Here is a 21,212-nt window from a genome sequence, read left to right on the forward strand (position 1 = left end):
TTTTCCAGCGTGATCAAAGGCGCGCCCTTGGCCTTGGGCGCGCTATCGCGTGCGCCTGAGCCACGAACCTCCTTCCCAACGCCAGCGAGTTTCGCTAAGGCATCCGACGCTCGTGTCCGGACGAACATAAGGCTCCCAGATGTTTCCCAAGCCGAAACCGGCCCTTCTTCCCAACACCTACGCCTACGAGTCGGAGCCGATGGTGAAGCCGACCGGCTTCCGCGAGTACGACGCCCGGTGGCTGTTCGGCAAAGAGATCAACCTGATGGGCGTTCAGGCGCTGGGCATGGGGCTCGGCACGCTGATCGCCGAACTGGGGCGACCGCAGGAAATCGTCACCGGCCATGATTTCCGTGGCTACTCCGCGTCGATCAAATACGCGCTGATCGGCGGGCTGATGGCGTCGGGCTGCAAGGTGCACGACATCGGGCTGGCGGTGACGCCGATGGCGTATTTCGCGCAGTTCGATCTGGACGTGCCGTGCGTCGCGATGGTCACGGCCTCGCACAACGATAACGGCTGGACCGGCGTCAAGATGGGGGCCAACCGGCCGCTGACCTTCGGTCCGGACGAGATGAACCGGCTGAAGGAGATCGTCCTCGGCGCCGAGTTCAAGAGCGGTAGCGGCTCCTACGTCTTCCACGAGAACTACCCGGCCCGCTACATCGCCGATCTCACCAAGCATGCCAAGCTGAAGCGCAAGCTCAAGGTCGTGGTCGCCTGTGGCAACGGCACCGCCGGCGCCTTTGCCCCGCAAGTAATGGAAGCGATTGGCTGCGAGGTCATTCCGCTCGATACCGAGCTCGATCACACCTTCCCCAAGTACAATCCGAATCCGGAAGACATGGAGATGCTGCACGCGATCCGCGACGCGGTGCTGGAGCACAAGGCCGACCTCGGCCTCGGCTTCGACGGAGACGGCGACCGCTGCGGCGTGGTCGACAACACCGGCGAGGAGATCTTCGCCGACAAGGTCGGCGTGATGCTGGCGCGCGACATGTCGGCGATCAATGCCAACGCGCAGTTCGTCGTCGACGTCAAATCGACCGGCCTGTTCGCGACCGACCCGGTGCTGCAGGCGCAAGGCGCCAAGACAGAATACTGGAAGACCGGCCACTCCTACATGAAGCGCCGGACCAACGAGCTCAACGCGCTGGCGGGCTTCGAGAAGTCCGGTCATTTCTTCTTCAACGCACCGCCCGGCCGTGGTTACGACGACGGCCTGGTATCGGCGATCGCGATCTGCGAGATGCTCGATCGCGCGCCGGGCAAGTCGATGTCGGATCTGAAGAACGCGCTGCCGAAGACGTGGTCGTCGCCGACGATGTCGCCGCACTGCGACGACGAGAAGAAGTACGGCGTGATCGACGCGGTCGTGAAACATTTCGAAACCGCGCAGAAGAACGGCGACACGGTCGCCGGCCAGAAGATTCGCGACCTCGTCACCGTCAACGGCGTGCGCGTGACCTGCGAAGACGGCAGCTGGGGATTGGTGCGCGCCTCGTCCAACAAGCCGGAGCTTGTGGTCGTGGTCGAGAGCCCCATATCGGAGGCGCGGATGCACGACATGTTCGAAGCTGTGAACGTCGTGCTGAGGCAGCATCCAGAGGTGGGCGCCTACAATCAGACGATTTGATCGGCCACGCTGCGCATGATCATTGATCTGCGCAGCGGTGCCTGCGAGCGCTGAACGCGTTCGCCGGCAGCTCGCCCGGGCCGGAGGGGACAATCTTCATGGTTCGATCAAGCGCGCGCACAGCCGCCGTTGCGGCAATCTCGGCCGCCGGCCTGCTAGGAGCATGTTCGGTTCTCGAATCCATCCCCGAGCCGGCCGCCCAAGCGCCGACGGTCAAGTCCGCCACGGCCGAGATCAAGTCGGTCGCGCGCGACGCCAAGCTTGCAGATCCGCTGCAAGTTGCGGGACCGTTCGAGGCGGATCCGATGACGGTCGCGCCGTGGATCATCTGCGTCCGCAGCACTTCGCCGGAGCAGGCCCGGCTGGTTTATGCGCTATTCTATCGGGGGACCAAGCTAGTCTCGTCGCGGCAGTCGGCGATCGTCGACCGCTGCGAGTTGCAGACCTTTACGCCGCTATAGCGGCTGATGAGCGCCGCAGATCAGGCGGCGTCTTCCTTCAGCTCTTCAGCCGCAACGTCCTGGCCGCGGCGTTTGTGCGGATAGGCATCGCTCTCGTAAAGCTCGCGGATACCCTTCTGGTCGAAGCGGGCTTCCTCGACCTGCAGATAGGCGCCATTGAGCGAATCCGCCGGCATCTCCTCGATCGCAAACCGTACGGCATCGGCCGCATTGTCGAACCGGCGATAGGCGAACCCGGCCCGCTTCTTCTTCCGGATCGCTGCAGGAAACAATTCGGCGGAGGTCTCGAAGCTGAATGCCATGGCTCAACTAACCTTCTGACAATACGCGTGAATTGAACGCCGCAAGCCAGGCTCGCGAGAACCCTCGATCGGCGCTGTTCGGATTACGTCACAGATATAGGCACGATCGCGGAAATTGCGACCCCGGGAACCGGCCCCGCGCAGGCATGGCCGAACAGCCTACAGCTTCCGCAGCAGCGCCAACACCACCACCACGATCAGAACCACGCCGATCAGGCCGGTCAGTCCCGAACCGCGACCATAGCCATAGCCGCCAAACCGGCGACTGAAGCCGCCGAGCAGCAGCAGGATCAGGACGATGATGACGACGGTGGCAATCGACATGACATCCTCCACGGCGCAGGCGCGTCAGGCGCCGGCCGCGGAGAATGCTACGCCCGATCACAGCGACATGCGACGCATCGCGCATACGGGCGACGCGTCGCGTCCAACTGTCAGCGCGGCTTCAGCTTCAGCGCGGCCGAGTTGATGCAATAACGCAGTCCGGTCGGCCCCGGGCCGTCGGGAAACACATGGCCGAGATGGCCGCTGCAGCGCGAACACAGCACTTCGGTGCGTATCATGCCGTGGCTCACGTCGCGTTCCTCGTCGATCGCCTCGGCCTGCGCCGGCGTCGTGAAGCTCGGCCAGCCGCAGCCGGAATCGAACTTGGCATCCGACTCGAACAGCGTCTGTCCGCAACCCGCACAAACATACGTGCCCGGTGTAGTTTCGTACTCGTACTCGCCGGTGAACGGACGCTCCGTGGCCTTCTCGCGCAGCACCGCATACTGCATCGGCGACAGTTCCTTGCGCCACTCGGCCTCGCTCTTGGTGACCTTGCCGGGCGCGGTCTTGGTATCGGTCATGGCAACTCCTGCACGTGTGGGCGATCCGGCCGTCAATTCGTGACCTTGGCGCTGCTCACCAGCGTCGGCTTTTCCAGATAGTCCTTCGGGAACAGCTTCTTCAGGTTATCGATCTTCGGCAGGTCGTTGTACACGATATAGGGCTGGCTGGGGTGAAGCGTCAGGTAGTCCTGATGATAAGCTTCCGCCGGATAGAAGCGGTCGAGCGGACCGACCTTGGTGACGATCGGTCCGCCGTAGACCTTCGCCCCGTTGAGCTGGGCGATGTAGGCGTCCGCGACCTTCTTCTGATCATCGTTGAGCGTGAAGATCGCCGACCGATATTGCGTGCCGCTGTCCGGGCCCTGCCGGTTGAGCTGGGTCGGATCGTGCGCCACCGAGAGGAAGATCTGCAGCAGCTTGCCGTAGCTGACCTGCTTCGGGTCGTACTTGATCTCTACCGATTCCGCGTGGCCGGTCGTGCCGGTCGATACAGTCATGTAGTTCGCCGTCGCCTTGCTGCCGCCCGCGTAGCCCGAAACGGCGTTGACCACTCCTGCCGTATGCTGAAACACGCCCTGTACACCCCAGAAGCAGCCGCCTGCAAACACTGCGGTCTGCAGCCCGTCGCTGGCTTTTGCATCGACCGCCGGCGGCGGAATCACCACGGCGTCCTCGGCGGCACGGCTCGGCGTGAAGCTCGCAGACAAGGCCAGCACGCCCAGGGCGGCGGCGCAGTGAGCAAGACGGCTGATGAAGCGCATGGGTGTTCCTCGGGTTCGATGTTCGCTCGTTCGTCGCCGCAACCGGCCGGCGCAATCTTCAGGTGACAAGATACGGCGAGACGAGAAAAGCGTTACGCCTTGGGGCACACGAATGCGTGAGCCGGCGTAACCCCGCCTATTCCCGGAACCGGGACTTAACGTTAACCCCCGGTCGGGCTGGATTGTCGCACCCGATGGAGCCACAATACTCTTGGCCCGGTGGCGGAAGATCAACGCGGGGGCGGTGCAACGCCCTTTTTTCCTGGTTCAAGTCCAGGCTGGGCCTCCAACACCCAAATTGCCGGTTGACGGGAAGCGTTAAACTCTTCCGTCCCTGCGGAAACTGGTCTAAGAAACGCCCGCGCGCCTGGGATGCCCGGCGCTGAACAGCAAGGGACGCGCGACGGCGCGCCCTTTTTTTGTGCCCGATTTCCGCCCGCCCGCGTCAGCGAGATTTGATGCCCAAAAGAACCGACATCTCCACGATCCTCATCATCGGCGCCGGTCCCATCGTGATCGGCCAGGCCTGTGAATTCGACTATTCCGGGACCCAGGCGGTCAAAGCCCTGAAGCAGGAGGGCTACCGGATCGTCCTGGTTAATTCCAATCCGGCCACGATCATGACCGACCCGGAATTGGCCGATGCGACCTATATCGAGCCGATCACGCCCGAGATCGTCGCCAAGATCGTCGAGAAGGAACGCTACGTCATCCCCGGCGGCTTCGCGCTGCTGCCGACCATGGGCGGCCAGACCGCGTTGAACTGCGCGTTGTCGCTGCGCAAGCTCGGCACGCTGGAGAAGTTCGATGTCGAGATGATCGGCGCGACTGCCGACGCCATCGACAAGGCCGAGGACCGCGAGCGGTTCCGCGAGGCGATGACCAAGATCGGCCTCGAAACCCCGCGCTCCCGCCAGGTCAAGAATCTGCCCGACGCGCTGCGTGCGCTCGACGAAATCGGTTTCCCGGCGCTGATCCGGCCGTCCTTCACCATGGGCGGCACCGGCGGCGGCATCGCCTACACCAAGGCCGAGTTCATCGAAATCGTCGAGAGCGGCATCGACGCCTCGCCGACCAGCGAAGTGCTGATCGAAGAATCCATCCTCGGATGGAAAGAATACGAGATGGAAGTTGTCCGCGACGGCAAGGACAACTGCATCATCGTCTGCTCGATCGAGAATCTCGATCCGATGGGCGTGCACACCGGCGACTCGATCACGGTGGCGCCGGCGCTGACGCTGACCGACAAGGAATATCAGATCATGCGCGACGCCTCGCTGGCGGTGCTGCGCGAGATCGGCGTCGAAACCGGCGGCTCCAACGTGCAGTTCGCGGTCAATCCCGAGGACGGCCGCCTGGTCGTGATCGAGATGAACCCGCGCGTGTCGCGCTCCTCGGCGCTGGCGTCGAAAGCCACCGGCTTCCCGATCGCCAAGGTCGCCGCCAAGCTGGCGGTCGGCTACACGCTCGACGAAATCGCCAACGACATCACCGGTGGCGCAACCCCGGCGTCGTTCGAACCGACGATCGACTACGTCGTCACCAAGATTCCGCGCTTCGCCTTCGAGAAATTCCCCGGCGCTTCGGCCAACCTGACCACGTCGATGAAGTCGGTCGGCGAGGTGATGGCGATCGGTCGCACCTTCCAGGAGAGCCTGCAGAAGGCGCTGCGCGGCCTCGAGAGCGGTCTGACCGGCCTCGACGAGATCGAGATCGAGGGGCTCGGCCGCGGCGACGACAAGAATGCGATCCGCGCGGCGCTCGGCACCCCGACGCCGAGCCGGCTGCTGCAGGTCGCCCAGGCGATGCGGCTCGGCTGGTCGGACGAAGAGATCTTCAACTCCTGCAAGATCGACCCGTGGTTCCTGGCGCAGCTGCGCGGCATCGTCGACATGGAAGCGCGCGTGCGCAGCAGCGGCCTGCCGGACCACGCCTTCGGCATGCGCACCCTCAAGGCGATGGGCTTCTCGGATGCCCGCCTCGCGGTGCTGGCTGGCACCACCGAAGCCATCGTCAAGGCGAAGCGCCGCGCGCTCGACGTGCGCCCGGTGTTCAAGCGTATCGACACCTGCGCGGCCGAATTCGCCTCGCCGACCGCCTACATGTACTCGACCTACGAGTCGCCGTTCGCCGGTCCGGCCTCGGATGAGAGCCGGCCGTCGGACAAGAACAAGGTCATCATTCTCGGCGGCGGTCCCAACCGGATCGGCCAGGGCATCGAGTTCGACTATTGCTGCTGCCATGCCTGCTTCGCGCTGCATGACGCCGGCTATGAGTCGATCATGGTGAACTGCAACCCGGAGACCGTGTCGACCGACTACGACACCGCGGACCGGCTGTATTTCGAACCGCTGACCGCCGAGGACGTGCTCGAGATCATCGACACCGAGCGCAGCAAGGGCAGCCTGAAAGGCGTCATCGTGCAGTTCGGCGGGCAGACGCCGCTGAAGCTGGCGCGCGCGCTGGAAGCCGCCGACGTGCCGATCCTCGGCACCTCGCCGGACGCGATCGACCTCGCCGAGGACCGCGACCGTTTCAAGCGCATCCTCGACAAGCTGCGGCTGAAGCAGCCGAAGAACGGCATTGCCTATTCGGTCGAACAGGCGCGCCTGGTCGCCGCCGAACTCGGCCTGCCGCTCGTGGTGCGCCCGAGCTACGTGCTCGGTGGCCGCGCGATGCAGATCATCCGCGAAGAAACCCAGCTCAGCGACTACCTGCTCGGCACCCTGCCCGAGCTGGTGCCGGCCGACGTCAAGGCTCGCTACCCGAACGACAAGACCGGGCAGATCAACACCGTGCTCGGCACCAATCCGCTGCTGTTCGACCGCTATCTGTCGGACGCCATCGAAATCGACGTCGACTGCCTGTCGGACGGCAAGGACACGTTCATCGTCGGCATCATGGAGCACATCGAGGAAGCCGGCATTCACTCCGGCGACTCGGCTTGTTCGCTGCCGCCCTATTCGCTCGACGCGCCGATGATCGCCGAGTTGGAGCGGCAGACGCGCGAACTCGCGCTCGGCCTCGACGTCGTCGGCCTGATGAACGTGCAGTACGCCATCAAGGACGGCGAGATCTACGTCCTGGAAGTGAATCCGCGCGCCTCGCGGACCGTGCCTTTCGTCGCCAAGGTAATCGGCATGCCGGTCGCCAAGCTCGCGGCACGGATCATGGCCGGCGAGAAGATCGCCGACCTCGACCTGAAGAAGCGCGAACTCGACCACGTCGGCGTCAAGGAATCGGTCTTCCCGTTCGCGCGTTTCCCCGGCGTCGACACCGTGCTCGGCCCGGAGATGCGCTCGACCGGCGAAGTCATGGGCCTCGACCGCTCGTTCGAGATCGCGTTCGCCAAGAGCCAGCTCGGCGGCGGCACCCGCGTGCCGCGCAAGGGAACGGTGTTCGTGTCGGTTCGCGAAAACGACAAGACGCGGATCATCGACGCCGTGAAGCTGCTGCACGAAGTCGGCTTCAAGGTGATCGCGACCTCGGGCACGCAGCGCTATCTCAGCGACCATGGCGTGCCGACCGAGAAGATCAACAAGGTGCTCGAAGGCCGGCCGCACATCGTCGACGCCATCATGAACGGCGAGGTGCAACTGGTGTTCAACACCACCGAAGGCCCGCAGGCGCTGGCCGACAGCCGCTCGCTGCGGCGCGCTGCCCTCTTGCATAAAGTGCCGTATTACACCACTCTTTCCGGGGCTGTGGCGGCCGCAAAGGGAATCCGGGCCTATCTGGGCGGAGACCTTGAGGTTCGGACCTTGCAGAGCTACTTTTCCCAATCCTGATCGTCAGCCGGGCTACGTGCTCGGAAAACTGATCGGCAGGACCGGGAACCCGCCAGCTTCAGGTGAGTTTTAATGCGCCCTTCGTGGCGCCCCTGAGCAATCGGCTGGACTTATCCTGGAAGTTTCTTGGCGAGCCACTGCCGGCCCGCCCTTACGCAAGCTGACGAGAATGCGGGTGGTCACGTCGTGACCATCCGCAACGAATACTGAGGATGAAGGCAAGATGGTCGAAAAGGTACCGATGACGGCGGGCGGCTATGCCGCGCTCTCGGACGAACTGAAGAAGCGTCAGTCGGAGGATCGTCCGCGGATCATCGAGCATATCGCCGAGGCGCGCTCTCACGGCGACCTGTCGGAGAACGCCGAGTATCACGCCGCCAAGGAAGAGCAGTCGCACAACGAGGGCCGCATCGCGGAGCTCGAGGACAAGCTTGCGCGCGCCGACATCATCGATATCAGCAAGCTCAGTGGCGACACTATCAAGTTCGGCGCCACGGTGACCTTGATCGACGAGGACACCGAGAAGAAGGCGGTTTGGCAAATCGTCGGCGAGGCCGAGGCCGACGCCAAGAAGGGCAAGATCTCGATCACTTCGCCCCTGGCCCGCGCGCTGATCGGCAAGAAGATGGGCACCTCCGTCGAGGTCGTCGCTCCCGGCGGCGCCAAGGCCTATGAGATCGCCAAGGTCGAGTGGCGCTGATACTTCGACCCCATCGAGTTCGGAAAAGGCCGCCTTCGGGCGGCCTTTTTGCTGCTCGCCGCGGGGCCGCCAACGCGACGCCGAGCCGATCACGACGGACGCATTTGCATTCACTTGTCCGTGTAGCAAGGCGGGGTAGATGGACAAGGATGAGGAACCCCAAGTATCCACCTGCGATCAATCCTCAACAAAGGACACGCACCGCACATGGATAGTTTCGCCGCCAAGTGGCAGCCCACGGTCCTGAGCTTGTTTCGCTTCATCACCGGCCTGCTGCTGTTTCAGTACGGCGTGGCCAAGCTCTTCAAGTTTCCGGTCGTCCCCTACTTCGCCAAAGTCGAGTTGTTCTCGCTGATCGGCTTCGCCGGATCGCTCGAACTCGTGCTCGGCGCGCTGCTGATGCTGGGCCTGTTCACCCGCCTCGTGGCGTTCATCCTGTCCGGCGAGATGGCGTTCGCGTACTTCATCGGCCACATGTTCAAGGGTGACACGCCGGTGTGGTTTCCGCTGCTGAACGGCGGCACGGCTGCGATCCTGTTCTGCTTCGCTTGTCTGTATCTGGCGACGGCGGGCGGTGGTCCGATCAGCTTGGACTCCGTGCTGCGCCGTAAATCCTGATCCTCACCGGGACGTCTAAACGTCGCGCTCCGGCGCGGCGTTCAGGTGGCGGCCGCCTTCAGCTCGAGCGGTACGGCGGCGGCGTATTTCGAATTGCGCAGCACCAGCGAGGTGCGGACGTTACGAACATGCGGGGCGGCGGTCAGATGCGCGACGAAATTCTGGAAGGTCGCCATGTCGGGCGCGACGCATTTCAGGATGAAGTCGACCTCGCCCGACAGCATCCAGCATTCCCGGACAAGCGGATCGTTGCGGACGAACTCCTCGAAGCCACGCAGGTCGGCTTCAGCCTGGCTCGACAGATGCACCGAGGCGAATACCGTGACGTCGAAGCCGAGCTGGGCCGGATCGAGCAGCCCGCGATAGCCCTGGATGTAGCCCTCTTCCTCGAGCGTCCGGACCCGGCGCAGGCAGGGCGGCGGCGAAATGCCAACCCGCTTCGCCAATTCGACATTGGTGATTCGCCCATCATCCTGGATTTCCTGGAGGATCTTCAGGTCGATCTGGTCGAGGCTCTTGGACACGCGGCGAAATCCCGTGATGCGGACAGGCTGGCAGCCGCCCCCTCTTAGCCCAGATGGACAAAGCTGAGCAATTTTATTTCGCGATGATCACAACTCGTTTGCCAAAGACGGTGGGAATCTTGCACAGACGGATTGCAAAACTTGCATGGCTCACCAGATGACATAAAGTTGCGTCTAAACCTTCCGCCCGTTGGCGATGCCCCTGCCAGGCCATTCCTGCTTCGCGCCGCCCTATATTTGGGGAGCTGAAACATGCCCAGTCCCGTCCACGCCAAAGTCGTGATCATCGGCTCCGGACCGGCCGGCTACACCGCGGCGATTTACGCCGCCCGCGCGATGCTCGAACCGATCCTGCTGCAGGGCATGCAGCCCGGCGGCCAGCTCACCATCACCACCGACGTCGAGAACTATCCCGGCTTTGCGGACGTCATCCAGGGCCCCTGGCTGATGGAGCAGATGGAGAAGCAGGCGCTGCATGTCGGCACGAAGATCGTCACCGATCTGGTCGTCAATCTCGACCTGAGTCAGCGCCCCTTCCGCCTGACCTGCGACAGCGGCGACGTGTACATCGCTGAAACCGTCATTCTCGCCACCGGCGCCCAGGCTCGCTGGCTCGGCATCCCGTCCGAACAAACCTACAAGGGCTTCGGCGTCTCGGCCTGCGCGACCTGCGACGGTTTCTTCTATCGTGGCAAGGAAGTCGTCGTCGTCGGCGGCGGCAACACCGCGGTGGAGGAAGCGCTTTTCCTCACCAACTTCGCCTCGAAGGTGACCATCGTCCACCGCCGCGACCATTTCCGCGCAGAGCGCATTCTGCAGGATCGGCTGTTCAAGAATCCGAAGATCAACGTCGTCTGGGACAGCGCCGTCGAGGAAATCTGCGGCAGCGACAATCCGACCAAGGTCACGCATGTCCGGCTGAAGAACGTCAAGACCGGCGCGCTGACCGAGCTGCCCGCCGATGGCGTCTTCATCGCGATCGGCCACGCACCGGCGACCGAGCTGGTCAAGGATCAGCTCAAACTGAAGCCCTCCGGCTATGTCCACGTCGCTCCGAACTCGACGGCCACCTCGGTGCCCGGCGTGTTCGCCGCCGGCGACGTCGCCGACGAGACTTATCGCCAAGCCGTGACCGCGGCCGGCCTCGGCTGCATGGCAGCGCTGGAAGCGGAGCGCTTCCTCGCAGTGCAGGCCAGTGAACGAGAGGCGGCGGAGTAACCGTGCCTCGAAACCGCGACGGGTTCACCGATATGGATTGGGATAAGCTCAAGGTCTTTCACGCCGCGGCCGAAGCGGGCAGCTTCACTCATGCGGGTGAACAGCTGGGGTTGTCCCAGTCGGCAGTCTCGCGCCAGGTCAGCGCGCTCGAGCAGGAGCTGTCGGTCTCGCTGTTCCATCGCCACGCGCGCGGCCTGATCCTGACCGAGCAAGGCGATCTGCTGTTCCGGACGGCGCATGACGTGTTCATGCAGCTGCAGGCGGCGCGCGCCAAGCTGACCGACAGCCGCGAGCGGCCGAGCGGCGATCTCAAGATCACCACGACGCCCGGCCTCGGCATCCACTGGCTGGTGCCGCGCCTCGGCGAATTCACCGCGCTGTACCCGGAGATCCGGATCTCGCTGATCGTCACCGACGAGGAGCTGGATCTGTCGATGCGCGAAGCCGACGTCGCGATCCGCACCCGCAAGCCGACCCAGCCGGATCTGATCCAGCGCAAGCTGTTCTCGATCGGCTTCCACGCGTATTGCTCGCCCGAATACATCAAGCACTTCGGCACGCCACGGACGCTCGAGGATCTCGATAACCACCGGCTGATCATGCTGAGCGACAATCAGGTGCCGCAGCATCTGCAGAACCGAAGCTGGCTGGTCGATGCCGGCCGCAATGGCGCCGGGCCGCGTGAGCCTTATTTCAAGGTCAACAATATCCTCGGCCTGGTGCGCGCTTGCCAGCAGGGCCTCGGCATCGCCGCCCTGCCCGACTATCTGGTCGAAGACCCGAACCGGCTCGTGCAATTGTTCGACGAGCAGGACTCGATCCAGCTCGACACCTACTTCGTCTATCCCGAAGAGCTGAAGACGGTCGCACGCGTTCAGGTGTTCCGCGATTTCGTCGTCAACAAGGCGCAGCGCTGGCCGAGCTAGTCTAGCCGGTGACAATCGGGGCTACTGGCGCAGCGGCCACGGCTCTCCGACCTGAACGATCACTGCGTGTGGTTCGCAACAAACCACCACCGCCGCATGACTGACATGCGGCGGCCCTGGTTGCTGCGAACGACTTTCGCAGATGAAATGACTGCATGCTGAGGGTTTGCACTACACATGTCCCCCTCCTCCAGTAGTGTGGAGCTTCAGTTATCCCTCTTGGAAGGTGATTGTGTCGGCCTCTCGAGGCCAAGACCTCAGCCGGGCTCCTTTGCGAGCCCGGTTTTTTTTGCAAACGCCAACGGCCGCAGCTCCTGGGCCACGGCTAAAATAAAAACGCGCGGACACCCGCGCGCTCCAAGTCGCCAAAGATGCTTTAAGCGGCCTGCTTGTGCATGGCGCCCGACGATGCGCCGGCCCCGCGGATCGCCTTGACCGAGCGTTCGATTGCGGCCCACAGCCGGCTGATCTCGTACGCGGCGCGTCCTTCTGCCGCATATTCGCGCGCGCCTTGACCTTCGCCGAGCGCCATCAGCAGGTCGGCCCGGTTGGTGATCTGCCCGCCCCACACCGGTGCCTTGAACTTGGCGAGCCCCTCGCGCGCGATCGTCACGATCCGGCTTTCGACCTCGTCACGCAGCGCCGGCGCGCCGTTCAGAACCACCGCGTAAGGCTTGCGGCTGGAGCGGCAGCTCTGGATCGTTTCCTGAACGGCATTAACGTCGAACACACCCGGACGCGCCGGGATAATCACCATCGTGGCATGCCGGATCGCATCGTCGACCACGGCCGAAAGATTCGGCGGCGTGTCGATGAACACCCATTCGACGCCGTCCTTTTTGGCAGACGCGACGATCTCGCCGACGGAGCGCGTCGCCGTACGCAGCGGCGGCTCGTTGGTACCACGCAATTTATGCCACAGCGTCAGCGAGCCCTGCGGATCCGCATCGACGAGCAAGCAACGCTTCGAAGCTTTGGTGACGTGCGCGGCCAGATGAGCAGTCAGCGTGCTCTTGCCAGCGCCGCCTTTACGCGATGCAAAGACGATTACGTTCATACGACGGGCCTCCCGATTGACCTATGGTTGACAAAGGTGAATCAGGACGCTGATTCGTGGAAGATAAAATTGCGACACGAACGATTCAACCTTCCTATTTTGCATCGAAAGGTTGGCTTTTGAGTCACACTAACAACGCGGTTGGCCGATATTCGTGCAGCGGCTCTATTCATCAAGCGCTGCAGCCGGACCGCGCGTACTCCGCTCGGTGCTTTGCGGTGTGATCTCGACGCCCTTGCTGCGCTGCCGCTCCAACCACTTGCGCTCAAGCCAACCGAGGCTCCGCGCTGTCGGCTTTTCCAAGGCAGGCACATCCTGCGCGATCAGGATCAGGCCGAGCGGCAACATCCATAGGCCGAGCACCGGCAGAAAGCTGAGCACACCGCCACCCACCAGCAGAACGCCGAGCGGCAGACGCACATACTTGGACGACGGCTTGCGCAGCCATCCCACGAAATGTGCGGGCTTGGGCGGCAGCTTCGACTCGAACCAAGACAGATGCCGTTCGAGTTCGGCGCGATGATCCACATCACTCACGGGCTTTTCCATCCGTCAGAGATATGTACTGCATCGATCCATTCCAGAGACATGCAGCACCTCCTGAATGTTCGCTGTCAGCGATCGCGGCTACGCTTCGTTGGCGCCAACGCCGCGTTCATCAAGTAGTTTCTGCCCTCGATCAGTGACTGTGTAGCTTCGCCCCTGATCAGAGTCGGCGACGGCGGCGAGCCCTTGGGAGATCAGGTGATCGAGTTCCAGGCGCTGCCCGGCGTTCAGATCCCGTCCGGCAGTGCGGGCGATATCAACCAGCACCGCTACCGCTTCGTCACTCACCTTCAGCTCAGCCATGATCCCCTCGCGCGTATTGCGAAGGAACGTGCCCGGTGGAACGTCGTTCCAGCACATCACTGCCACGAAGTCGCGCAGCAAGGTCTCCAACTGAGGGGCAGCATCGTTTGGCCGAGCGAAGCAATCGAATCGCAGTCGCATGCAGGGATTGGTCAGCCCTCCAATCATGGCGTCGGCAGCCATGCGTGCTGCAATACTGGGCTCTGCCAACGCCCATCAAGTCGCGCAGCGACGTCACGGCATGGATCAGCCATCAACGATCGCAGTGAACTGCAGTGAATGAACGAAGGGCTGCGGCAAACGGAGCGCGGACGTCCGTGCCCGGAAGCGTGGTACAGTTGGGTGGGCTCGAACCACCGACCTCCTGTTCCACAGACAGAGACCACCGTGCTTTAGCATCAATCAGAGTGCTTCACCCCCGCCCAATCTGTTAGAAAAAATTCAATAATATCAACGATCCCTATCATTTCATCGCCTCTCGGCGCTTCATTGCAAGTCACCACCAATCAACATATAGGTGGGACCTGAAGTGGGACTTGAGAGGGCCTTAGGGCGATGAGAAAACCGCTAACCGCGTTCGCAATTGCAAACGCAAAACCGAAGCCAAAACGCTATGCGATCACCGATGTGGGTCATCCGGGTCTTCGGGTGCTCGTCTATCCGAGTGGCGAGAAGGCATTCGCGTTCCGGTATAAGCGGCATGACACCGGTCGGGACGTCTCCCTGACCCTTGGCCCGGCAGCCGGGTCAGGTTCGATCACGCTGCAACAAGCGCGCGATGCGGCGAGCGATGCCCGCCGGCAGCGTGCGACGGGTTCCGACCCGGCGGCCGTTCGGCGCGCAGAGCGCGCCGCCACCATGGCGCGGATCGAATCAGCTGAGAAAGAGGCCCGACGGCGAGACGATATAATTGAGCTTGTCCTTGAACGCTACTACCGCGACCGGGTCGACGGCCGGAAGTTGAGGTCTGCCTCGGAACTCAAGCGCCTCTTGACCAAGGAATTGAAAGGCTGGGCAAAGCGGCGGGTGGATGACGTGTCGCGCGCCGACGCGCTCAAGTTGATCGACGCAATTAAGGATCGCGGTGCCCCCGTCTTGGCGAACCGGACCCGCGCCGCAGCCCGGACCTTCTTCGGCTGGTGCATCGACAAGGCGCTGATTGATGAAAATCCGTTCGAGCGGACCAAGCCCGTGGCGGCTGAAACGGCGCGGTCGCATATCCTGTCCGACGACGAGCTGCGCTTGCTCTGGCGGGCGCTAGACCGCTTCGACTGGATTTGGCGTAGCTTCTACCGGCTGCTGATCCTCACCGGGCAGCGCCGGGATGAAGTCGCCGGGATGGCTCGGTCCGAACTCAAGCTCGACGCCGACGTGCCGGTGTGGACGCTGCCAGCCGCTCGCGCGAAGAACGCCCGCGAGCACGTCATCCCATTGCCGCCGGCCGCCGTCGCTATTCTGCGCGATCTGCCGAAAGTCATGATCCCGGCGAAAGCGGGCAATGGCGCTCGATTGGTTGAGTCCAACCTCGTTTTTACCACGACCGGCACAACGCCAATTTCCGGGTTCTCACACGTCAAGGCGCGGCTGGACAAGATCATGAGGGAAATCGCGCGCGAGGATGCGGAGAAGGGCGGCTGCGAGCCTATCGAGGTGAGGCCGTGGCGTGTTCACGACCTACGCCGAACTGTCGCGTCGGGGCTGCAACGGCTGGGCGTTGCCGTGGACGTCACAGAGCAGGTAATGAACCACGTTTCCGGCACCTTCGCCGGAATTGTCGGGGTCTACCAAAAGCACAAATACTTCTCCGAAAAGCGCCACGCCTTGAACCTTTGGGCTGACCACGTCATGGGCCTGACAGCGCCGAAGCAATCCAACGTCGTCCCGTTCAAGACTGAGGCGTAAAAGTGAGCAAACTCCCTTCAGCACAAGAAATCGCACGCGGTGAAATCGCCGTTATGGTGGAAATCTTCGAGCGCGAACGCGATGCTTCGGCGGCATGGCGCGCGTTCTCACTTGCGCGGAAATACGGCTGTGAGCTTCCCGAATCCATCAATTCCGAAATCGATCGATTCGCAGAGGCAGTTGGGTCCATTGCCGAACGAGCACACCAGGGCGATCGTAAGGCGACAATCGACAACGAGACGGTCGGGAAAATTTGGAAAAATCACAAGAACCGAGATTCCGGTGGTGCGACCTTTAGGGCGCGGCGGGACTATGACATCGCGATTGCGGTGGAACGGCTGAGACGCAACGGGTATTCGGCGACTCACGCCGTTACCGTCATCTGCAAACAGCATGGGGTCAGCAAAACCACCGTGCAAGATGCCATGCAGCTGCACGCCGATGTTCGCTACATGGGGACCGACGAACTAGGCGCCCTGTAGGTGATCCAAGCGACGGACAGCGACGGATGGTTTCCGGCAAAGTGGGGGGACTTAAATGGGCTGATCCCGTCCGCCATCTACGTTAACTCTTGATGCGCCACCAAGCATCAAGGGACATCCCCCAATGGCACGATACGCCACCGCGAACGATCTTCTCGCCTACCTTAGATTCAGCCGCGCAACGCTCGATCGCAGGATCAGGCATGACCCGGCTTTCCCGCGCCCGATCTACATCGGACGGACGAGGCGCTTCGACCTGGATCTGGTCGACGCATGGCTCGCGACGCGGCCGACGACCTTCCCCGACACCGCCAATGACAACAAACGGGAAGCTCGCAATGCAGCATGACCTCGCCCCCAAAACCGACGAGCTGACCTACCTGATCGAACTCGCGGAAGTGCTCGACGACGCGGACGAAACCACCTTGGGGCCGACCGACTCCCATCTCGCTGCTGAGGCGCTACGGCTTCAGGCCTCATACCTCGTCAGCCTGACGCCCTGACACCCCGCGCCGGCTAGGCCCGGCGCTCCTCCGACAACCTCAACCTACCCCCCCGTCGTCAGATGCTCTGGCGCGAACGAGAGCGCATGCGCGCCGAAAGGACCAATATGACCGAGACTTATCTCTCAAAATTCGCCAGCGACCTCACAATCGCTTTTGAAGCACTGCGCAACATTGAGGTTGAATGCGAGACGTATCCGGATGGCAGTCCCGGTGCCGAAGCCGGTGCGGACGCTGCGGCGAAGGCTCGCGTGATCCTGCGGCGCGGCATGGATGACGTGCGGCGCTTCCCCGTGACGCCGGCCAATCTCCGTGACCGCTGAGCAATCCTCAAGCTGGCCGTCGATGCGTTCGGGCTCGCCGATCCGGACGTTGCCAGCCTCGCCGGCATCTTCGCGGTTGAGGCCGGGTTGGCTGTGCACCTGGCAGCCAGCGGAGGCGAGACATCCCTCAACGAAACCTCACAACACGCCGCGCAGTCCCCGATCGCCTGCCGAGTTGTGCCTAATTCACAGTGGTTTCTCAAAGGGAGATTCAAACCGCCCCCTAAACTCATCCAAGCAAGGCTAGCTTTGTCGCGATCGAAAGACAGCCGCCTAGGAGCCACCAAATGCGCATTGAATTGAACGGAAGAACCTACGTCGACCAAAAAGGCTGCGCGGCCGTCATCTGCCGGACCGAAAAGTGTCTCGCTGCTTGGCGGACGCGTGGGTACGGCCCGGCTTACTACCGTATCGGCGGTCGCGTCATGTATTGCCTGGACGACATCGTGGCGTTCATCAACAGCGCGAAGGTCGAGGCCGCATAGCCAACAGAAAATCGCCCGGGCATTTGCGGTGCCCGGGCTGAAGTTTGACTGAAGAAGGACGATGACCATGATTACCAAGAACACCGCGCGTATGCAGGGCCGGTTCGATCGCCTGAGAGACTTCATTCAGGTCGGCAACGAACTCCGGCGTTACATGCCGGCGCGCAAGCGGCCGGCGCTGTTTGCCTGCCACTATCATAGCAAGATTCGGCTGGTCTATACCGCCTACAGCGACGCGCAATACTTCGCCAAATATCCGGAAGCCCGATACCGTTTTACGGTACGCGTCGATAACGAGGCGATGGACTGGACTTTCGTAACGCGCCAGGGCGGCACGATCAACGGCGATCGATACGACCTCTTCTGTCGGTTGCAAAACGACAAACAGGGCACGGCTAAGGCTCGGCTGAAGCGTGCTTTGCTTTACTACGCGACCAAGGGTACCCATCGGGTTGGGCGCGATGCGCCTGATCTGATTAGCGCGTTGCAGTGACGTGCCATGACGTGCCCCTTCACTATCGCAGCGCCGGCATTGATTGAGCGCGGATACATTGTACATCCGATCATGCCCGGCTCTAAAAAGCCCGGCATTTACTGCGGCGCCCGCTGGAAACTCCAAAAGGGATGGAATAACCGCACCCGAATTTTCCCGAACAACCTTGCAGCCTGGATGACTTGGCCGGATGCTGGTATCGGCGTGCTGACCGGCCGTGGCCTTGTTTGCATCGACATCGACCGGGAAGATACGGTTGGCCCGCTGCTCGAAATCTTGCCGTTGTCCAACGTGCAGAAGAAGGGCCGTAAGGGCATTTCTCTCTTCTATCGCGGCAACACCGAGAAGATCAGGTCCAAGAATTTCCGGACGCCCGAGCGCGTCGGGCTGGTCGACCTGCTCGCCGAGGGCAGGCAGACCGTGCTGCCGCCTTCGATCCACCCGGATACGGGCGAGCCCTATTTTTGGTGGACTGACGACACCCTCGAAGACACGCCAATCGAGAATCTGACCGAACTCGACGACGACATTGCCGAGAAGATCGCCAGAGTACTGGTCGAGTTCGGCTACGATCCCGAGGGCGACCGCGTATCAGCGCTGGATGTCGAGCATCAGTTTAAAGCAACGTCGTCTGTAGGCGAGCGGAGCGTTTATCGCGAGGCCAACGACGACGCGATGGCGAACTTGCATGCATGGGTGCCGAAGCTCCATCTCTACAAGGGCCGGCCCAAGGCTGGAGGCTATGAAGCCGTTGCAACATGGAGGTCATCGTCGAGTGGCCGGCCTTTGGAAAAGCGCAAGCGCAACCTTTCAATCCACCGCAACGGCATCGAGGACTTCGGCACTGGCGAGAAATATACGCCCATCGACCTGGTGATGAAAGCGCGAGAAGTCGACAAAGCCGAAGCCCTCAACTGGTTGCTGCAGCAGCTGCCTCAAGAACCCCTTATCAATCTCCGAAAGCGCAGCTGAAAATGGCCCCTCTCCCGAAACTCGCGGCAAACAGCAATATTAAGGCCGTCCCCCCGCAGGCAAGTTGCAACGAGGGCGAGCCTCCCTTTCGCTGTATCGGTGGCACGCCTCTCGAAATGCCGCGCTACTTGATCAAGGGCATCCTTCCCGAGGCGGGCGTTGCCTTGCTTGCCGGCCAGTTTTCTGCCGGCAAAACCTTCATTGGCGTCGATATCGCACTGTCCCTGATCTACGGCAAAGCGTTCCTTGGTCGCAAGGTGAAAGCCGGTGGCGTGTTGTGGATCGCAGCAGAAGGCAGCGGCGAGATCGACGCCCGCGTGTTCGCAGCGCGCCGAGAGCGTTTTGGCGATGACAGCAATTCCCGCATCCCTTTCCTGTGTCCTAGTGCACTGCCGACCGGAGGGCCGCAGATTGTTGTCACCGAATTGAAAGGGATGATCCGTGCCACGCGGGGATGGTTCAGTGAAGCGTACCCCGATCATCCGCTGCGACTTGTCGTCATCGACACGCTGCCTGCCTTCGTTTCGCTTCAAGATGAGAATGGAAACGCGGAAGCAGCTCAACTGATGAAGTTGCTCGCTGCCGTGGGCAACGAGGCCGGCGTTCTGGTCATGCCGATTACTCACTTCGGTAAGGGGCCTGAGAGTGGCGTGCGTGGGGCGAGCGCGTTCGCTGCCGGTGCAGACGCAATTCTTGCCTGCAAGGCGGAAATCGACGCTCAGACCGGCGTCGTCAGCGGCCCCCGGTCGCTCGCTCTCACCAAGTCTCGTCGCGGTGGCACCGGCCCTCTCGGCACTTTTTCGATCGCCGGAACCTCAATTGGTTATGACGAAGACCAAGAGCCGGAGACCGCCGGCTATGTGGTCTTTGGAGACGGCGGTTCCGAGAACGCAAAAAAGCCGCCGCCTCATCACGTCCGCGTGCTCCTGGACGCTATCAACGAGGCGATCTTGGCTCACGGTAGTCTCATTCAGATCTTTCCGAATGAGCCGCCCCTCAAGGCCGTTCGGGTCGATCACGCCCGCGATGAGTTTAACCGGGCCTATACCGTTGGGGACTCAGCAGCCTCCAATGATGCAAAACGGCAGGCGTATCATCGCGCATACAAGATCCTCCGCGACGGCAATCGCTTCGGAAATCGCACCGTTCATGGCGTCGAATACCTTTGGCTGATTTGAGCGTGACGGCCAGCGTGACAGCCGAACAGGGGCGCTGTCACGCCATCACATATCGAATTGATAATAAACGTGTTTCGGCGTGACAGACATTGGCGCGCTGTTTGTCACGCGACTTAACCCGGCATAAGTTCACGCCATCACACACCCCTCAGGGTGTGATGGCTGAATGCCCGTTTTCGTTGAAGTTTCTGTAAGAAGTCTGACGGTCGGAAGCGCAGCGTGACAGAATCTTCTGACCCTATAGGTCACGCTTTTTCGTCACGCCAAAATTCCTGTCAAATCAATTACTTGCATAGTGGCGTGACAGGCGTGACAACACCCGTCGCGGCCCGCTGTCACGCTCTGGCGTTTAGAACTGTCAACGAAACCTTGCTGGGCTTAGCGGCCCCACGCATGCCGGCGTCGACGCAGACTGGGAGCGACAGCGCGAGCGACGCGATTGAAACCAATGTCAGAAGGCGGGATGATCTGGACGCACAGATCGCGGTCACGATCTAGCAGCGGGAGACTGTGGCATGACTTGGCAAGAGCAGACAGCTCGGATCGAACGACAACAGGCTGAGGTTCGCGCGTTCGTCGTTGAGCAGCGCAAGCTCAAGGCGGATCGGAATCATCAGTGCCGCGACATGCCCCTTGAACCTTGGCAGTTCGCGATCGGCGGGATGATTGCTGGCGCCGCCCTGCTCGCGGCCGGCATGGCGTTCGCCAAGCTGATCAGACTTTAATCCGACACAAGCCATCAATCGACAAGCATCTGATTTGATCAACCTTTCTCGGTTTCAAGTCAGGACAAAGGTACTGTGAAAGGGGGGTGGCAGTGCGGGTGACGCGCGATACCGAGCGTACCGCAGATGACAATCCTAAATTGCTGGTTGTTGTTGCTGTTTAGAGGATTGTGGACCTATCCACTTGGGCTCCCTGCATCGCGGAGACAAACAATACCAAGGGAGATTCGATCAGGCTCCAAGGCTTAAGCCTCGATCGGCAACCTTACGGGCATCAGCAATCAAGGATGCCCCGCAATGACCACTCCCCGTACCGAACACTACGAACGTTCTGAAGGCCCGCTGCATTTGTGGCAGCCGCAACGCCGCCACCACAACCGCCGCACGGTCACTGTCCCCAAAGGGGTCACGCCGCTCGTTCGGATCATTTTCAGCGAAATGGCGCGACAGGGCCGCCGGTACGATGACGTTGTCGAGGC

26 protein-coding genes and 1 tRNA gene are annotated in these 21,212 nt (G+C 62.0%); 19 read left to right on the forward strand and 8 right to left on the reverse strand.

Translation table 11 applies throughout. The annotated features are described in order from the left end of the window. Positions 1–139 precede the first annotated feature (139 nt). Together ACOJTD_RS06540 and ACOJTD_RS06545 are read left to right on the forward strand one after the other, a co-directional pair. Positions 140–1,636, forward strand: a complete 1,497-nt coding sequence (locus ACOJTD_RS06540; RefSeq protein ID WP_420132115.1) for a phosphomannomutase/phosphoglucomutase — start codon at positions 140–142, stop codon at positions 1,634–1,636. A 98-nt stretch (positions 1,637–1,734) separates the two neighbouring features. Next, positions 1,735–2,097, forward strand: a complete 363-nt coding sequence (locus ACOJTD_RS06545; RefSeq protein ID WP_420132116.1) for a hypothetical protein — start codon at positions 1,735–1,737, stop codon at positions 2,095–2,097. Between the two features lie 20 nt (positions 2,098–2,117). Here the strand turns inward: ACOJTD_RS06545 and ACOJTD_RS06550 are convergent, their stop codons facing one another. The 4 genes from ACOJTD_RS06550 to msrA all read right to left on the reverse strand — a co-directional run bounded on the left by ACOJTD_RS06550 (position 2,118) and on the right by msrA (position 3,990). Next, positions 2,118–2,399, reverse strand: coding sequence for a hypothetical protein (locus ACOJTD_RS06550; RefSeq protein ID WP_420132117.1), 282 nt, complete (start codon positions 2,397–2,399; stop codon positions 2,118–2,120). 159 nt (positions 2,400–2,558) lie between these two features. Then, positions 2,559–2,723 carry a DUF3309 family protein gene (locus ACOJTD_RS06555; RefSeq protein WP_420132118.1) on the reverse strand — a complete coding sequence of 55 codons (165 nt, stop codon included), beginning with the start codon at positions 2,721–2,723 and terminating at the stop codon, positions 2,559–2,561. Between the two features lie 110 nt (positions 2,724–2,833). After that, positions 2,834–3,247 (reverse strand): peptide-methionine (R)-S-oxide reductase MsrB, encoded by a 414-nt coding sequence (gene msrB / locus ACOJTD_RS06560; RefSeq protein WP_420132119.1) that lies wholly within the window; start codon positions 3,245–3,247, stop codon positions 2,834–2,836. A 32-nt stretch (positions 3,248–3,279) separates the two neighbouring features. Continuing rightward, positions 3,280–3,990 (reverse strand): peptide-methionine (S)-S-oxide reductase MsrA, encoded by a 711-nt coding sequence (gene msrA / locus ACOJTD_RS06565; RefSeq protein ID WP_420132120.1) that lies wholly within the window; start codon positions 3,988–3,990, stop codon positions 3,280–3,282. Between the two features lie 213 nt (positions 3,991–4,203). On the opposite strand from msrA, the gene ACOJTD_RS06570 reads away from it, so the two are divergent. The 4 genes from ACOJTD_RS06570 (at position 4,204) to ACOJTD_RS06585 (ending at position 9,096) form a co-directional block, all read left to right on the forward strand. Next, a tRNA-OTHER gene (locus ACOJTD_RS06570) sits at positions 4,204–4,279 on the forward strand. Between the two features lie 169 nt (positions 4,280–4,448). Then, positions 4,449–7,778, forward strand: a complete 3,330-nt coding sequence (carB, locus tag ACOJTD_RS06575) for a carbamoyl-phosphate synthase large subunit (RefSeq protein ID WP_420132121.1) — start codon at positions 4,449–4,451, stop codon at positions 7,776–7,778. A gap of 223 nt (positions 7,779–8,001) precedes the next feature. Continuing rightward, a complete protein-coding gene (gene greA / locus ACOJTD_RS06580; RefSeq protein ID WP_420132122.1) occupies positions 8,002–8,478 on the forward strand; it encodes a transcription elongation factor GreA in 477 nt (158 codons plus the stop codon). A 207-nt stretch (positions 8,479–8,685) separates the two neighbouring features. Beyond that, on the forward strand, positions 8,686–9,096 hold the full coding sequence (locus ACOJTD_RS06585; RefSeq protein WP_420132123.1) for a DoxX family protein: 411 nt from the start codon (positions 8,686–8,688) through the stop codon (positions 9,094–9,096). A 41-nt stretch (positions 9,097–9,137) separates the two neighbouring features. Here the strand turns inward: ACOJTD_RS06585 and ACOJTD_RS06590 are convergent, their stop codons facing one another. After that, on the reverse strand, positions 9,138–9,620 hold the full coding sequence (locus ACOJTD_RS06590) for an Lrp/AsnC family transcriptional regulator (RefSeq protein WP_420132124.1): 483 nt from the start codon (positions 9,618–9,620) through the stop codon (positions 9,138–9,140). A gap of 252 nt (positions 9,621–9,872) precedes the next feature. Here ACOJTD_RS06590 and trxB point away from each other — a divergent pair, with 252 nt between their 5' ends. Together trxB and ACOJTD_RS06600 are read left to right on the forward strand one after the other, a co-directional pair. Then, positions 9,873–10,838, forward strand: coding sequence for a thioredoxin-disulfide reductase (trxB, locus tag ACOJTD_RS06595; RefSeq protein WP_420132125.1), 966 nt, complete (start codon positions 9,873–9,875; stop codon positions 10,836–10,838). A gap of 32 nt (positions 10,839–10,870) precedes the next feature. Next, positions 10,871–11,764, forward strand: coding sequence for a LysR family transcriptional regulator (locus tag ACOJTD_RS06600; protein ID WP_054161179.1), 894 nt, complete (start codon positions 10,871–10,873; stop codon positions 11,762–11,764). Positions 11,765–12,140: 376 nt separating this feature from the next. Here the strand turns inward: ACOJTD_RS06600 and ACOJTD_RS06605 are convergent, their stop codons facing one another. From ACOJTD_RS06605 to ACOJTD_RS06615, 3 genes are all read right to left on the reverse strand, one after another. Continuing rightward, entirely contained in the window at positions 12,141–12,821 is a 681-nt protein-coding gene (locus ACOJTD_RS06605) for an AAA family ATPase (RefSeq protein WP_420132126.1), read from the reverse strand. 165 nt (positions 12,822–12,986) lie between these two features. Then, positions 12,987–13,358, reverse strand: a complete 372-nt coding sequence (locus ACOJTD_RS06610; RefSeq protein WP_420132127.1) for a hypothetical protein — start codon at positions 13,356–13,358, stop codon at positions 12,987–12,989. Between the two features lie 90 nt (positions 13,359–13,448). Then, positions 13,449–13,853 (reverse strand): hypothetical protein, encoded by a 405-nt coding sequence (locus ACOJTD_RS06615; RefSeq protein ID WP_420132128.1) that lies wholly within the window; start codon positions 13,851–13,853, stop codon positions 13,449–13,451. A gap of 372 nt (positions 13,854–14,225) precedes the next feature. Between ACOJTD_RS06615 and ACOJTD_RS06620 the strand changes: the two genes are divergently transcribed. The 11 genes from ACOJTD_RS06620 to ACOJTD_RS06670 form a co-directional block, all read left to right on the forward strand. Then, on the forward strand, positions 14,226–15,572 hold the full coding sequence (locus ACOJTD_RS06620; protein ID WP_420132129.1) for a tyrosine-type recombinase/integrase: 1,347 nt from the start codon (positions 14,226–14,228) through the stop codon (positions 15,570–15,572). A 2-nt stretch (positions 15,573–15,574) separates the two neighbouring features. Continuing rightward, on the forward strand, positions 15,575–16,054 hold the full coding sequence (locus tag ACOJTD_RS06625; protein WP_420132130.1) for a hypothetical protein: 480 nt from the start codon (positions 15,575–15,577) through the stop codon (positions 16,052–16,054). 124 nt (positions 16,055–16,178) lie between these two features. After that, the gene (locus ACOJTD_RS06630; RefSeq protein WP_420132131.1) at positions 16,179–16,403 is read left to right on the forward strand and encodes a helix-turn-helix transcriptional regulator; all 225 of its coding nucleotides are present in this window, start codon (positions 16,179–16,181) and stop codon (positions 16,401–16,403) included. After that, a complete protein-coding gene (locus tag ACOJTD_RS06635) occupies positions 16,393–16,557 on the forward strand; it encodes a hypothetical protein (RefSeq protein WP_420132132.1) in 165 nt (54 codons plus the stop codon). Before ACOJTD_RS06630 ends, ACOJTD_RS06635 begins: the two co-directional genes overlap by 11 nt. A gap of 107 nt (positions 16,558–16,664) precedes the next feature. Further along, entirely contained in the window at positions 16,665–16,880 is a 216-nt protein-coding gene (locus ACOJTD_RS06640; protein ID WP_420132133.1) for a hypothetical protein, read from the forward strand. 287 nt (positions 16,881–17,167) lie between these two features. Beyond that, complete coding sequence (locus tag ACOJTD_RS06645) at positions 17,168–17,365, forward strand: hypothetical protein (RefSeq protein ID WP_420132134.1); 198 nt, start codon at positions 17,168–17,170, stop codon at positions 17,363–17,365. 61 nt (positions 17,366–17,426) lie between these two features. Beyond that, a complete protein-coding gene (locus tag ACOJTD_RS06650; RefSeq protein WP_420132135.1) occupies positions 17,427–17,858 on the forward strand; it encodes a hypothetical protein in 432 nt (143 codons plus the stop codon). Between the two features lie 6 nt (positions 17,859–17,864). Further along, positions 17,865–18,830, forward strand: a complete 966-nt coding sequence (locus ACOJTD_RS06655) for a bifunctional DNA primase/polymerase (protein ID WP_420132136.1) — start codon at positions 17,865–17,867, stop codon at positions 18,828–18,830. Between the two features lie 2 nt (positions 18,831–18,832). Beyond that, the gene (locus ACOJTD_RS06660) at positions 18,833–20,008 is read left to right on the forward strand and encodes an AAA family ATPase (RefSeq protein ID WP_420132137.1); all 1,176 of its coding nucleotides are present in this window, start codon (positions 18,833–18,835) and stop codon (positions 20,006–20,008) included. Positions 20,009–20,523: 515 nt separating this feature from the next. Then, positions 20,524–20,733 carry a hypothetical protein gene (locus ACOJTD_RS06665; RefSeq protein WP_420132138.1) on the forward strand — a complete coding sequence of 70 codons (210 nt, stop codon included), beginning with the start codon at positions 20,524–20,526 and terminating at the stop codon, positions 20,731–20,733. 297 nt (positions 20,734–21,030) lie between these two features. Continuing rightward, positions 21,031–21,212, forward strand: a 182-nt coding sequence (locus tag ACOJTD_RS06670) for a hypothetical protein (protein ID WP_420132139.1), incomplete at its 3' end; no start/stop codon positions are given.

This window comes from Rhodopseudomonas sp. (assembly GCF_048594845.1).
Classification (GTDB): domain Bacteria; phylum Pseudomonadota; class Alphaproteobacteria; order Rhizobiales; family Xanthobacteraceae; genus Rhodopseudomonas.